Source organism: Streptomyces sp. NPDC041713 (assembly GCF_055591085.1).
The window spans coordinates 380,475-394,955 of record NZ_JBVIZY010000004.1; the positions used below are offsets into that span (position 1 = coordinate 380,475).

Annotated in this window: 6 protein-coding genes; 3 read left to right on the forward strand and 3 right to left on the reverse strand. The window is 73.8% G+C overall.

What is annotated here, in order from left to right; genetic code table 11:
* Nucleotides 1–3 precede the first annotated feature (3 nt).
* A complete protein-coding gene (locus tag ACZ6CV_RS14760) occupies nucleotides 4–8,898 on the reverse strand; it encodes a type I polyketide synthase (protein WP_469251165.1) in 8,895 nt (2,964 codons plus the stop codon).
* 400 nt (nucleotides 8,899–9,298) lie between these two features.
* On the opposite strand from ACZ6CV_RS14760, the gene ACZ6CV_RS14765 reads away from it, so the two are divergent.
* A complete protein-coding gene (locus ACZ6CV_RS14765) occupies nucleotides 9,299–10,090 on the forward strand; it encodes a thioesterase II family protein (protein ID WP_469251166.1) in 792 nt (263 codons plus the stop codon).
* Nucleotides 10,091–10,369: 279 nt separating this feature from the next.
* On the opposite strand, the gene ACZ6CV_RS14770 is transcribed toward ACZ6CV_RS14765, so the two are convergent.
* Together ACZ6CV_RS14770 and ACZ6CV_RS14775 are read right to left on the reverse strand one after the other, a co-directional pair.
* The gene (locus tag ACZ6CV_RS14770) at nucleotides 10,370–10,945 is read right to left on the reverse strand and encodes a TetR/AcrR family transcriptional regulator (RefSeq protein ID WP_358707263.1); all 576 of its coding nucleotides are present in this window, start codon (nucleotides 10,943–10,945) and stop codon (nucleotides 10,370–10,372) included.
* Nucleotides 10,946–10,958: 13 nt separating this feature from the next.
* Entirely contained in the window at nucleotides 10,959–12,491 is a 1,533-nt protein-coding gene (locus ACZ6CV_RS14775; RefSeq protein WP_469251167.1) for a DHA2 family efflux MFS transporter permease subunit, read from the reverse strand.
* Nucleotides 12,492–12,686: 195 nt separating this feature from the next.
* On the opposite strand from ACZ6CV_RS14775, the gene ACZ6CV_RS14780 reads away from it, so the two are divergent.
* Together ACZ6CV_RS14780 and ACZ6CV_RS14785 are read left to right on the forward strand one after the other, a co-directional pair.
* Nucleotides 12,687–13,553, forward strand: a complete 867-nt coding sequence (locus ACZ6CV_RS14780; RefSeq protein ID WP_469251168.1) for an SAM-dependent methyltransferase — start codon at nucleotides 12,687–12,689, stop codon at nucleotides 13,551–13,553.
* A gap of 34 nt (nucleotides 13,554–13,587) precedes the next feature.
* Nucleotides 13,588–14,463, forward strand: coding sequence for an alpha/beta fold hydrolase (locus ACZ6CV_RS14785; protein WP_469251169.1), 876 nt, complete (start codon nucleotides 13,588–13,590; stop codon nucleotides 14,461–14,463).
* The last annotated feature ends 18 nt before the right edge of the window (nucleotides 14,464–14,481 follow it).

Consider the following 14,481-nt stretch of genomic DNA (forward strand, 5'->3'; position numbering starts at 1 on the left):
AGGTCACCCGGCCTTCGGAGTGGGGGTCGCGCGCGAGGTGTCGTGCCCGACACCCAGCTCGTTGTCGATGAAGTCGAAGATCTGGTCGGCGGACGCGCCCTTGAGGCGGTCGGCGGCGGCGTCGTCCTCGTCCGCGGCGGTGTTCGTCGTCCGCCACCGGGTGAGCAGCGCCTCGAGCCGCTTCGTGATCTCGTCCGTCTCGCCGTGGGACAAGGGGGACGACTCGCCGGTGAGCGCGGCCAGGGCGTTCTCCATGCGGGTCAGGTCGCTCAGCACCGATCGGGCGCCGGGCGGCGCGTCGACCGTCACCCGCGCGGGCGCGCCGGCCGCGCGCTCCTCGCCCGGTCCGGTCAGCCGCTCGCGCAGGTGCCCGGCGAGGGCCGCCGGGGTCGGGTGCCGGAAGACGAGCGCGGTGGGCAGGCGGAGCCCGGTGTCCTCCACGAGCCGGTTGCGCAGTTCGACGGAGGTCAGCGAGTCCAGACCGAGTTGCTTGAAGGTGGCGTCGCCCCGCAGCGCCGCCGGGTCGGTGCGGCCGAGGACCGCGGCGGCGTGGCCGCGTACGGCGTCGACGAGCAGGCGGAGCTGCTCGGCCGCGGAGAGCCCGGCCAGACGGGTGGACCAGTCCGTGGGGGGCCTGCGGTCGGCGGCGGTGCGGCGGGCCGGGGGCCGCGCCGCCGCCAGGGTGCGCAGCGGGGCGGGCAGCGCGGCGGCGTCCTCACCGGCCAGGGCGTTGAATGCCGGGCGGACGCCGAAGAGGGGGCGGCCGCCGTGCGCGCGTGCGGCGTCGAGGAGGGTGGGGATGCGGTCGGGGGATGTGCCCTTGATGTGGGGGCTGGAATCTCGGCCGGTTTCGGGGGCGGAAGCAGGGGCGGGAGCGCTCGGGGGCCCGTACGCCAAGGCCACACCTGTCGTGTCGACGGAGTGCCGTCGCAGGGCGAGGGCCTCGCGGAACGCGTCGGCGGCGGCGTCCGCCGGGGACCGGTGGGCTCCCACGGAGGCGCCGGCCGGGGAGAGCACGGCGAAGAGGGCCAGGGGCCGATCTGCGGTGGTGGCCTGCGATGCCGCACGGTGCAGGGCGGCCGTGACGCCGGCGCTCGCGGCCCAGGCCTCGGCGAAGGTGGGGGCCGGGGTGCCCGCGGTGGGGGCGGCGGTGACGTGGATGACGCCGGTGAGGGGGTGGTCGGGGTGCACCGCGGCGAGGGCCTCGGTGAGGGCGGCGGGGTCGGACGGGTCGGCTTCGATGAGGCGCACGGTGGCGCCAGCGGAGCGCAACTCCGCTGCCAGCGACTGCAGTTCGGTTTTCGCCGGTGTCTCCGCGTGGGAGTCGGCGAGCAGCAACAGATGCCTGCATTCCCCGGCCCGTACGACGTGTTCCGCGACGGCCGCGATCGGCGCCCCGGCCGACCCCGCCGACCCGGCGATCAGCAAGGTGCCGTCCGGGTCGAGGGCCCGCCCTTCACCGTCCGCGACGCCCGTTGCCGTAAGCCGCGGTACGAGGATCTCCCCCGCGCGCAGGGCGAGTTGCGGCTCGTCGGCGGCGAGAGCCACGCCCACGGCGCGCTCCAGGTCGGAGTCCGGGCCGCCCTCCCCCGCCCTCGCCCCGTCGACGCCCGTGTCGACGAGGAGGAAGCGTCCCGGGTACGTCGATCGAGCGGCCTCGACGACCCCTCGTACGGCGGCGACCGCCGGAGCGGGCAGCCGACCGTCGCCCACCGCGACCGCGCCACGCGTCACGAACACCAGCGGGACGTCGGCGAACCGTGCGTCGCCGGCCCAGCGCTCGACGAGATCCTCGGCCCACCGCGCCGCAGCCAGCCCGGCCCGGACCTCCTCGACCACGTCAGCCGCATCAGCCGCACCAGCCGCGTCGGCACCATCGGCCGTACCGACCGCACCAGCCTCGAAGCCCGCCTCAGCCACGGGAACATCAACCAGAACCGCAGAGGGCACAGACCCCCCACCCTCGACCACCGCGACCAGCGCCGCCAGAGACTCGTACCCGCCCTCCCCCAAGCCCGCCCAGCCGGACGCGCCACCCGCCCTCGCACCCTCCGCCCCGGCCGCGTCCGCCGACGCCGTCGCCCCCGGTACCCACTGAAGCTCGTACAGGTCGGACACGCGTCCGCCCGCGGCCCGTACGTCCCGGGCGCCCGCCGCCACGAGGACCAAGCCCTCGCACGTCAGCACCTCCGCACCGGCCGGGTCGCTCACTCCGACACGCCAGGCCCTACCGCCCTCGCCCGGCGTCCCGGCCGACTCGTCGTCCAGCGGCGTGAGACGGACCCGTACGGACGTGGCGCCCGTGGCCCACAGGGAGACCCCCGTCAGGGCGAACGGCATCCACACCTGACCGGTGTCCCCGCCCTCGCGCCCGACCGGGCGGTCCCCGAGCAGCGCCGGTTGCAGCGCCGCGTCGAGCAGTGCCGGATGGATCCCGAACCCGGCCGCGTCCGAGGCCTCTTGGGGCAGCACCGCCTCCGCGAACAGTTCGGCGCCGCGTCGCCACACCGCACGTACCCCCGTATAGGCGGGCCCGTACCCGACGCCGGCATCCGCTGCCCGCTCGTAGAAGCCGGTCAGGTCGACGGGCTCGGCACCGGCCGGCGGCCACGCCTCATCCGCGGAGCCCTCACCAGCCGGACCCGTAGGGCCTCCCATGGCCGCCCGCACGGGCTCCACCACCAGCTGACCGTCCGCGTGGCAGGTCCAGGGCGCACCGCCCCCGTCGGGGCCGGTCCCGTCCTCGGGGCGGGCGTAGACGTGCAGGTCACGGTGGCCGTCCCGGGCGTCCGCCGACCCCACCACGATCTGCACCTGTACGCCCGCGCCCTCCGGCAACGTCAGCGGAGCCCGGAGCGTGAGGTCCTCGACGCCCGCGCACCCGGCTTCGTCGGCGGCGCGCAGCGCCCACTCCGCGAGCACCGACGCGGGCACGACGGGCGTGCCGAAAAGGGTGTGCTGGGCGAGCCAGGGGTGGCTGTGCCGGCCGATACGTCCGGTGAGCAACCGTACGTCGCCGTCGGCGAGTTCAGCGGCCGCGCCGAGCAGCGGATGCCCGGCCGGGGCGAGACCGAGCCCGGCGACATCCTGAGCGCCCGCGGGCGCCTCCAACCAGTAGCGGCGCCGCTGGAAGGCGTACGTGGGGAGCTCCAGGCCGGACGCCCCGGCGGCCGGGAACCAGTCCTCCCACCTGACCGCGCATCCGGCGCCGAAGGCCTGTGCCAGCGAGAGGGTCAGGCGGTCCAGGCCGCCGTCGTCGCGTCGCAGCGTCGGCACGGTGACCGCGGCGACCCCGGCCTCCTCGAAGGTCTCCTGCAGTCCCAGGGTGAGGACCGGGTGGCTGCTCGACTCGACGAAGACCCGGTGTCCGTCCGCGAGGAGCGCGCCGACGGCGTCGGCGAACCGGACCGGCTGCCGTAGATTGGTGATCCAGTAGGCGGTGTCGAGACCCGTGGTGTCGACACGGGTGCCGGTCACGGCCGAGTAGAACGCCACGGGTGCGGCGACGGGGCGGACGCCCGCCAGGGTGCGGGTCAGTTCGTCGGCGATGGCGTCGACCTGCGGGCTGTGCGAGGCGTAGTCGACGTCGATGACACGGCCCCGCAGACCGCGCGCCTCCGCGTCGGCGACGACGGCGGCGACCTGGTCCGGGGGACCCGAAATGACCGTGGAGGAAGGCCCGTTGACGGCGGCGACGCCCACACCGTCCTGGCCCGCGATGAGCTCGGCGGCTTGCTCCTGCCCCACTCCGAGCGAGGCCATGGCGCCCCCACCCGAGAGCTGCCGCAGCGCCTGGCTGCGCAGGGCCACGATCTTGGCCCCGTCCTCCAGGGTGAGCGCCCCGGCGACGACGGCCGCCGCGATCTCACCCTGGGAGTGTCCGACGACCGCGGCGGGCGTGACGCCGTGATCGGCCCACACGGCGGCGAGCGACACCATGACGGCCCACAGCACCGGCTGCACGACCTCGACGCGGGACAGCTCACTCCCGTCCCCACGCAGCACGTCCGTCAGGGTCCAGTCCACGTAGGTCGACAGCGCCTGCTCGCATTCCGCGATCCGCGCCGCGAACACCGGTGACGCATCGAGGAGTTGGGCGCCCATGCCCACCCACTGCGACCCCTGCCCCGGGAACACCAACACCGGCCCAGGGCCCACATCCCCGGCCACCCCGGACACCACGTCCGGCGACGCCTCACCCGAAGCGAGTGCGCCCAAGCCCGCCGTCAACGCCTCGCGGTCGCGCCCCACCACCACGGCCCGGTGCTCGAAGACCGCCCGCGTGGTGACGAGCGCCCGTCCTACCTGTGTCGCCGTCGCGTCCGGGTGCGCGGCCACGAACTCGCCCAGCCGGGCGGCCTGTTCGCGCAGCGCCGTCGCGGAGCGTCCGGAGACCACCCATGGCAGCACGGCACACTCCGCCGCGCCCCGGCCCGACTCCTGCGTCCGGTGGGCGTGTGCCTTCCCCGGCACTCCCTCGGGGGCCTCCTCAAGGACCAGGTGTGCGTTCGTGCCCGAGATGCCGAAGGAGGACACCGCCGCCCGGCGGGGTCGTTCGCCGCGCGGCCACGCCACCGGCTCGGTCAGCAGCCGGACCGCGCCCGACGACCAGTCGACGTGTCCGCTCGGCTCGTCCACGTGCAGCGTGGCGGGCAACTCCCCGTGGCGCAGGGCCATCACCATCTTGATGACGCCCGCCACACCCGCGGCCGCCTGGGTGTGACCGATGTTCGACTTCACCGAACCCAGCCACAACGGACGGTCCTCGGCCCTGCCCTGCCCGTAGGTCGCCAGCAGCGCCTGCGCCTCGATCGGATCGCCCAGCGTCGTCCCCGTGCCGTGCGCCTCCACCACGTCGACCTCGTCCGTCGCGAGGCGGGCGTCCGCGAGGGCGGCGCGGATGACGCGTTGCTGGGAGGGGCCGTTGGGGGCGGTCAGGCCGTTGCTCGCGCCGTCCTGGTTGATCGCGGAACCCCGCACCGCCGCCAGCACACGATGGCCGTTGCGCCGCGCGGCCGAGAGCCGTTCGAGGAGCACGAGCCCCACGCCCTCGGCCCATCCCGTGCCGTCGGCGCCCTCGGCGAACGGCTTGCAGCGGCCGTCGGGCGCCAGACCGCGCTGCCGCGAGAACTCGGTGAACATACCGGGCGTGGCCAATACGGTGGCGCCGCCGGCCAGGGCCAACTCGCACTCGCCGTTGCGCAGCGCCTGCGCCGCCAGATGCAGCGTGACCAGCGACGACGAGCAGGCGGTATCCACCGTCAGGGCGGGCCCCTCCAGGCCGAAGCTGAACGAGAGGCGGCCGGATGCGACGCTCGGGGTGCTGCCGGTCAGCAGATAGCCGTCGGTGGACTGGGACGGTTCGTGGAGCCGGGGCCCGTAGTCCTGTCCGGTCATGCCGACGAAGACGCCGGTGGGGCTGCCCTTGAGCGTCCGCGGGTCCAGGCCCGCCCGCTCGAAGGCCTCCCAGGCGCATTCGAGGAGCAGCCGCTGCTGCGGGTCGACGGCCAGCGCCTCGCGCGGGCTGATGTCGAAGAACTCGGCGTCGAAGTCGGCGGCGTCGTAGAGGAATCCGCCCTGCCGCGTACTGCTCGTGCCCGACCGGTCGGCGTCGGGGTGGAACAGGCGCTCCAGGTCCCAGCCGCGGTCGGTGGGGAACTCCCCGACCGCGTCGGTGCCTTCGGCGACCAGCCGCCACAGGTCCTCCGGCGACCTGGCGTCGCCGGGGTAGCGGCAGCTCATGGCGACGATGACGACGGGGTCCTCGTCGACGGCGGCGTCGCCGGTGGGGGCCGGCGGGGTGGTGGTCGCGGCGGCGGGGGCGGGTGTGCCGGTGACCTCGGCGCGCAGGTGCGCGGCCACGGCCAAGGGGGTCGGGTGGTCGAAGGTCAGGGTGGCGGGCAGGGGCAGGCCGGTCGCCGAGCCGAGCCGCTCGCTCAGCTCGGCGGCGGCCATCGAGTCGAAGCCCAACTGCTTGAAGGTACGGGCGGTTTCGACCGTGCCCGAGGCGGAGCCGAGCACGGCGGCCACGTGGTGGGCGACCAGTCCGAGCAGGGAGCGTTCCTGGTCGGCGACCGTGAGCGTGGCGAGCCTCCCGGCGAGCTCGGCCCGCGCCCCGCCCGTCGCCGGCGCCGTGCCCCCGGACTCCGCCTCATCCATGACCTCCGGCGCCTGCGATGCCTCCGGTGTCTCCCTGCCCTCCGAGGCCCCGTCCGGCCAGTACCGCTCGCGCTGGAAGGCGTACGGGGGAAGGCTCAGGCGACCGCCTGCCTCGGCGTGGTCCCCGTGCGCGGGGTCGAGGATCCCGTACGCGGAAGTGCGGTCGACGTACGCGGGAGTGAAGTCGACGTCGGCGCCGCGCACGTACGCCTGCGCCAGGGCCGTCATGAACGTGGCCGCCTCGTCGCGCCCGCGGCGGCACACGGCGACCGCCGTGGGGCGGGGTCGGCTCGGGTCCTTGGACGGCGCGGGGAAGCACGCGCGGGCCATCGCGGAGAGCGGCGCGTCCGGACCGAGCTCGACGAAGGTGGTCACGTCGCGCGCGCACAACTCCCGTACGCCAGACAGGAATTGCACGGGCTCGCGCGCATGCCGCGCCCAGTACTCGGGGTCGGCGTACTCGGCTCCGGAGACGGGCCGCCCCGTAATGTTGGAGATCACGGGGAGGGTGGGGGCGCGGAAGGTGAGGCGGGCGGCGACGGCACGCAGTTCGTCGAGGACCGGGTCCATGTGCGGCGAGTGGAAGGCGTGGCTGACCTTCAGGCGATGGGCCTTGCGGCCGCGCGCCCGCCAAGTGGCGGTCAGTTCGTCGACGGTGTCGCGGTCCCCGGAGATCACGACGGAGTCGGGGCCGTTGACGGCGGCGAGGGTGACGCGCTCCTCCTGCCCGGCGAGCAGTTCGGCCACCTCGTCCGGGCTCCCCTGCCAGGCGGCCATCGCACCGGGCGCCCGTACCGCCTGCATCAGCCGGCCGCGGGCGGCGACCAGGGCGCTCGCGTCGGACAGGGAGAGGGCGCCGGCGACATGGGCGGCGGTGATCTCGCCGACGGAGTGGCCGAGGAGGTAGTCGGGCCGCAGCCCGAAGGACTCCGCCAGGCGGTACAGGCTCGTCTCGATCGCGAAGAGCGCGGGCTGGGTGTACGCGGTCCGGTCGAGGAGGGAGAGCTGTGCGGGGTCCTCGCCGAGGACGATCTCGCGCAGGGGGTGGTCCAGATGGCCGTCGAGCGCGGCGAAGGCCTCGTCGAGGGCGTCGGCGAAGACGGAGAAGGCGGCGTACAAGTCGCGGCCCATTCCGGCGCGTTGGGCACCCTGCCCACTGAACAGGAAGGCGACCTTTCCTCCCCCGCCCGCGTCCCCGTACGCCTCGCCGCGGACCACGGACGGGGTGTCCGCCCCCTCGGCGAGCGCGTCGAGGGAGCCGAGCAGTCCGTCGGTGTCACCGCCGAGCAGGACGGCGCGGTGGGCGAGGGGCGTACGGGTGCGGGCCAGCGCGTGCCCGACCCGCCACGGATCGGGGACGTCGGGGAGGCCGCGCAGGTGATCGCGCAACCGCCCGGCCTGCGCCCGCAGCGCGACACCACTGTGGGCGCTCACGGGCCAGGGGGTGGGCGAGGTCGTTGCGGCGACGCAGGGGGCTTCCGACGTCGGGGTGCCACCCTCCCCCACCCCCGGCGCCTCCGCCAGCACCGCATGGCAGTTCGTGCCGCCCATGCCGAACGAGGACACCCCTGCCGTCAGGGGCTCTTCGGGGTGCGGCCAGGGTGACGGTTCCCGCTGGACCCGCAGGCCGAGGTCGGTCAGCGGGATGGCCGGCTGCGGTTCGGTGAAGTTCAGGCTCGGCGCGAGCCGCCGGTGGTGGATGCTCAGCGCGGTCTTGAGCAGCCCGACGACGCCGGCGGCGGCTTCGAGGTGGCCGACGTTCGTCTTCGCGGAGCCGACCGCGAGCGGCGCCGTGCGCGCCCCGTCCTGTCCGAGCGCGGCGCCGAGCGCGGCGGCCTCGACGGGGTCCCCGACGGGCGTGCCGGTGCCGTGCAGTTCGACGTACTGGATCCGGTCCGGTGTCACCCCGGCCCGGCGGCAGGCCAGCCGCACCACGTCGCGCTGTGCCTGCCCGCTGGGCCGGGTGAGTCCGTCGGTCGCGCCGTCGCTGTTGACGGCGCTCCCCCGGATCACGCAGTACACGGTGTCGCCGTCGCGGCGCGCCGCAGCCAGCGACTTGAGCACCACGAGCCCACCGCCCTCGCCCCGCACGAAGCCGTCGGCGCGGGCGTCGAACGTGTGGCAGCGCCCCGTGGCGGAGAGCCCGCCGAAGCGGGCCTCGGCCAGCTCGGTGGAGTGCGGCGAGCAGATGAGGCTGACGCCGCCGGCGAACGCCGTCTCGCTCTCGCCGCCGCGGATGCTCTCGCAGGCCAGGTGCACGGCCACGAGCGAGGAGGACTGCGCGGTGTCGACGGTCAGACTCGGCCCCGCCAAGCCGTACGTGTACGAGATGCGGTTGGCCAGAATGCTGCGGTGCACGCCGGTCATGGTGTGCCGGGTGACGGCGACTTCGGTCCCGCGGCCCAGGACGTGCGTGTAGTCGTCCCAGAAGGCGCCGACGAAGACTCCGGTGCGGCTGCGCGCCAGGTGGGCCGGCCGGATCCCCGCGTCTTCCAGGGCCTCCCAGCTCAGTTCGAGGAGCAGCCGCTGCTGGGGGTCCATCGCCACGGCCTCGCGCGGGCTGACGCGGAAGAACGCCGCGTCGAAACCGTCGATCCGGTCCAGGTAGCCGCCGGGCCCCCGCAGTCCGGAGTCGGCCCGCCGCCGCTCGGGCGGCGCGTCGCGCACGGCGTCGCGCCCCTCGCTCAACAGCCGCCAGAACGCCGCCGGATCGGCCGCGCCGGGCAGCCGGCAGGCCATTCCGACCACCGCGACCGGCTCAGGCCCGCCACTCCCGCCGGTCCCGGCTCCGGACCCGGACCTGGTTCCGGACCCAGGCCCCGACGCCATCACGTCAGCCGCGGTCGACGTCGGAACAACTGGCTGCCACAAGACATCAACGGCGCTCCCGGTCCGAAATCGGAGATCGCTACGAGTACCGGGCTCATCGTGGGCGGGCTCTCTAAAGGCGAACCAAACCGCGGCTAGCCGCCTGCCGCTTTAGACCGGCGCTATGCGCCGCGGCCAGCATCGGGGGCGGGCGGCGCGCGTTCGCCCGGGGCCGCGCGGGCCGACGGCCGGGCGCCGCGGGCCCCGGCGGTGTGCCGTCCGGCCGGGCCCGGCAGCGCGCCGGCGGCGGAGCGGGACGAGAGGGAGTGCGATGGACAGGGGCACGGCGCAGGCGGCGCGGAAGACCGGGGCCGGGGTGTGGCTGCGGCGGTACCACGGCTCGGCGGCGGCACCGGTGAGGCTGGTCTGTCTGCCGTTCGCGGGCGGCTCGGCGAGCTACTACTTCGGGCTGTCCGCCCTGCTCTCGCCCGGCATCGAGGTCCTGTCCGTGCAGTATCCGGGGCGGCAGGACCGGCACAGGGAGCCGTGCCTGGACTCGGTGGCCGCCCTCGCCGACGGCGTGACGGACCAACTGCCGCGCGACGGGAAGCCGTTCGCCCTGTTCGGACACAGCCTGGGCGCCATCGTGGCGTTCGAGGTGACGCGGCGCCTCCAGCGCAGGCCGGGCCCCGGCCTGCCGGGCCTGCCCACGCACCTGTTCGTCTCCGGCGGACTCGCGCGCCCCTACCGGCCGGACGACGGGTCGGCGGTGTTCGGTGACGCGGACCTCCTGGCGCACCTGCGCGCGATGGGCGGGACCGACGAGCGGTTCTTCGGCAGCCCCGAGCTGCAGGAGCTGATCCTGCCCGCGCTGCGCGCCGACTACCGCGCCGTGGGCTCGTACGAAGCACCCGGCCCCGAGCGTCTCGACTGCCCGATCACGGCGCTGATCGGTGACGCCGACGAGCGGACCACGCCGGAGGAGGCCGCCACCTGGCAGGAGCGGACCACCGCGGACTTCGCCCTCCGGGTGCTGCCCGGCGGGCACTTCTATCTGAACGACTGCCAGCAGGAGGTGGCCGCGATCGTCACGACGGCGCTGGCGACGGTCACCGGGACCTGACGCCGCACCACGCGGGCGCCTCGACCCACGGACGGCGGGCAACGCGGCGGACAAACCCCTGGCGTGCTCCGCCGAGGGAATTCGGAGCACGCCAGGTTGGACCGTACGCGGCAGCCGGGGGGACCGTAGCCACGCGCGGTCGTTCTCGCCCCCTTGGGGCCCCGCGCCCCTGCGGGGGAATGAGGGGCGCGGGGGTCGCACCCGGCAGCCGGTGGCCGCCGCGTACGACGTCTGGTCCAGGGGGCGGGAGGTGCCCCGCCCCCTGGGGGTGCGGCCGGATCAGGGCCGCAGATCCTCGAGGCAGTACAGCGCCTCGTCCAACGTGGCCGCGAAGTCCATCTCCGGATCGTTCGCCCAGTCCATGGAGATCTGCAGCATCACTCCGAACACGGCCCCGGTGTAGGCCCGCACCGCGGGGTCCCGCGGGTCGCGGCCGGCCCGCTTGGCCACCTGTTCGCTCATCAGCTGCATGGTCTGGCCGATGTTGCCCAGGCTGGCCCCCCAGAGCTCCGGTTCGTTGAGGATGAGCACGAACCGCTCGCGCTGCAGGGCCAGTTCCTGTTCCGGGATGTCCTTCAGCATCGACCGGATGGCCTGTCGTTCGGCCTGGATCGGCGTCAGGTCGGGCGACTGGGCCTGGAACATCATCGCGAAGGGCAGATCGTAGTCGTGCGAGAAGACCAGGTCCTGCTTGGTCGCGAAGTAGCGGAAGACGGTGCTGGGGGCGACCTCGGCGGCTTCGGCGATCTGCTCGATGGTCGTGGCGGAGTACCCCTGTTCCCTGAACAGGCGCACCGCCTCCCGCTGGATCGCGGCCTTCGTGCGGGCCTTCTTGCGTTCTCTCAGTCCAGGCACGGCTTTGCCCTGGTCAGACTGCGTCTGCGGCTTCATGCTCAGATTCTGCTGTCTTGGTGGTGCTCTGACCAACATGGCGTGGCAGCCACACCACGGCCAGCAGCACCCCGAGCAGCCCCAGGCCTCCGGAGACGACGAGGACCACGTCCAGGGCGTGGACGTACGCCGCGCGCACCGAGTCGCCGAGGGCGGAGGACTTGATCGCCTTGGCGACCGCGAGGCCTCCGAAGACGGAGTCCTTGACCGCGCCGTGCGCCTGCTCGGGCACCCCGTCGAGGTCGAGCTTGCCGCGGTAGCCGGAGTTGAGGACGGAGCCGAGGATGGCCGCGCCGAAGCTGCCGCCGAGGGTACGGATCGACTGGTTGACGCCGGATCCGACGCCCGCGGAGTCCTCCGACAGTGCGCCGAGGGCCGCGTCCATGGCGGTCGGCAGGGCGATGCCGAGGCCGAGTCCGTACGCCGCCGTCCACGCGGCGGCCAGACCGGTGCCGCTGTCGGTGGCGGTGGTCGCGCCGTAGAAGAGCCCGGCGGCCAGCAGCGCGAAGCCGAGGCCGACCGCCGTCTTCGGGCCGAGCCCCTTGGCGATCTTGTTGGCGACCGTCACGCCCACGAGCAGGCCGCCGACCATCGGCAGGAGCCGGAAGCCGCTGCCCATCGCGTCGGTGCCGAGGACCGCCTGGTAGTACTGCGGCATCGTGAACAGCACGCCGAACATCGTGAAGTTGATGACCGTGCCGAGCATGGTGCCCGAGGTGAAGCGTGCGGAGCGGAACAGCGAGAGGTCGACCAGCGGGTCGGCCACCCGCTTCTCCCACCACACGAAGAGCACGAGGGCGAGCAGACCGCCGACGACGGGCGCCAGGGTGGTGACGTCCGTCCAGCCCTTCTCGCCGCCCTGGATCACGCCGTACGTCAGCGCGGCCAGACCCACGCTGGAGAAGACCAGGCCGCCCACGTCGAAGGGCTTGGCCTCCTTGGCCTTGGACTCCGGCAGCCACGCCGAGACCGCGAGGAAGGCGAGGATCACGACCGGCACGTTGATCAGGAAGACCGAGCCCCACCAGAAGTGGTTGAGCAGGTAGCCGCCCAGGATCGGGCCGAGCGGATAGGCCAGCATCGCCGCACCGGCCACCGCGCCGATGGCCTTCGGCCGCTCCTCGTCGGAGAACATGACCGGCAGCAGCGACAGCGTGGTCGGCATGATCAGCGCGGCACCGAGGCCGAGCACCGCACGCGCGCCGATGAACGTGCCGGACGCCGTGGCGTAGGCACAGGCCAGCGAGCTGATGCCGAAGATCACCAGGGCGGCGAGCAGCACCTTCTTGCGGCCGAACCGGTCGCCGAGCATGCCCGCCGGGATCATGCCGGCCGCGAAGACCAGCGTGTACGACGTCACGAACCACTGCAGCTCGACGTTGTTCGCACCCAGATCGTCGGCCATGGCCGGCAGCGCCAGGCTCAGGATCGTCACGTCGAAGCCCACGACCATCGACGCGAGGACGAGAGCTCCGACGGCCCACCACCGCCGCGCACCCACATCTGACACGAGAGTCGACCTCCTAAAGAGAGCTCAATATCTAGTCGGAGCGTACTCTCATTTTTTTCGTCTGGGTACCACCCGGGGTGGAACCAGGGGCGGAAATAGGGGTGGGACTAGGGGTGGGCGGCCGGCCGCCTTAGGGGCTCTTCTGGGGCCGGGGTGGGGTTGTGACGCCGCGTGGCGCGCCGTGACGCTGAGGTCGTGACGAAGAACGCGACGACCAAGAAGCCCCCGACGGTGAACAAGACCGTCGCCCCCGAGCCCAGCGACATCGGCCACTACTACGACCACAAGGTCTTCGATCTGATGACTCAGCTCGGGGACGGCAATCTGCACTACGGCTACTGGTTCGACGGCGGCGCCCAGGACGCCACGTTCGACGAGGCCATGGTCCAGATGACGGACGAGATGATCCGGCGCCTCGACCCCGCCCCCGGCGACCGGATCCTCGACATCGGCTGCGGCAACGGCACCCCGGCCATGCAGCTGGCCCGCGCCCGTGACGTCGAGGTGGTCGGCATCTCCGTCAGCGCCCGCCAGGTCGAGCGCGGCAACCGCCGGGCCCGCGAGGCCGGCCTCGCCGACCGCGTCCGCTTCGAGCAGGTGGACGCCATGAACCTGCCGTTCGACGACCGGTCCTTCGACCACTGCTGGGCCCTGGAGTCGATGCTCCACATGCCCGACAAGCAGCGCGTCCTCAGGGAGGCCCTGCGCGTGGTGAAGCCCGGCGCGCGGATGCCGATCGCCGACATGGTCTATCTCAACCCCGACCCCGCGAAGGCACGGACCGCCACCGTCAGCGACACCACCATCTACGCCGCGCTCACCGACATCGGGGACTACCCCGACATCTTCCGCGCGGCCGGCTGGACGGTCCTCGAACTGACCGACATCACCGCCGAGACGGCCAAGACGTACGACGGTTACGTCGAGTGGATCCGCGCCCACCGGGACGAGTACGTCGACATCATCGGCGTCGAGGGCTACGAACTCTTCCTGCACAACCAGGCGGCCCTCGGCAAGATGCCCGAGCTCGGGTACATCTTCGCCACCGCACAGCGCCCCTGACCCCGCGCCCGCTCCCCACCCCGAGGGTCCGCCCGTGAAGAACCTCCGCATCCCCGTGTCGAACACCGTCTCCCTGAACGTCCGGCACCGGCCCGCGGGCGGCTCCGGGCCCACGGGCCGCCCGTACCTGCTGCTGCACGGCATGCTTTCGAACGCCCGGATGTGGGACGAGGTCGCCGAGCGCGTCGCCGCCGCCGGACATCCGGTCTACGCCGTCGACCACCGCGGTCACGGCGAGTCGGACGCGCCGCCGGACGGCTACGAGAACGCGGCCGTCGTCGGGGACCTGGTCGAGGCGGTCACCGCCCTGGACCTGGCCGGCGCGCTGGTCGCCGGCCACTCCTGGGGCGCGCACCTCGCGCTGCGCCTGACGGCCGAGCGACCCGATCTGGTCGCGGGCCTGGTGCTGATCGACGGCGGCTGGTACGAGTTCGACGGGCCGGTGATGCGCGCCTTCTGGGAGCGCACCGCCGATGTCGTACGGGGCGCACAGCAGGGCACGACCAGCGCGGCCGACATGCGCGCCTACCTCAGGGCCACCCACCCCGAGTGGTCGGACACCTCCATCGAGGCGCGCCTCGCCGACTACCGCGTCGGGCCGGACGGGCTGCTCGTCCCGCGCCTCACCTCGGAGCAGGTCATGTCGATCGTGGCGAGCCTGCAGCGGGAGGCGCCCGCGGACTGGTACCCGAAGATCGGCGTGCCGGTCCGGCTGCTGCCCATCATCCCGGCCATTCCCCGGCTGTCCGATCAGGTGCGCGCCTGGGTGGCCGCCGCCGAGGAGTCCCTGGAGCGGGTGACCGTGCGCTGGTACCCGGGCTCCGACCACGATCTGCACGCCGGGGCACCCGACGGGATCGCCGCCGACCTTCTGGCGCTGGCCCGCGACGCGGCACCGCCGGCGACGTGAGCGCGCCGCACGTCCGGT

Bases quoted from the DNA above. Each gene is read 5' to 3' on its own strand.
- ACZ6CV_RS14765 (WP_469251166.1), top strand. From the start codon at position 9,299: ATGGACAGGGGCACGGCGCAGGCGGCGCGGAAGACCGGGGCCGGGGTG.
- ACZ6CV_RS14760 (WP_469251165.1), bottom strand. From the start codon at position 8,898: ATGGCCTGCCGGCTGCCCGGCGCGGCCGATCCGGCGGCGTTCTGGCGG.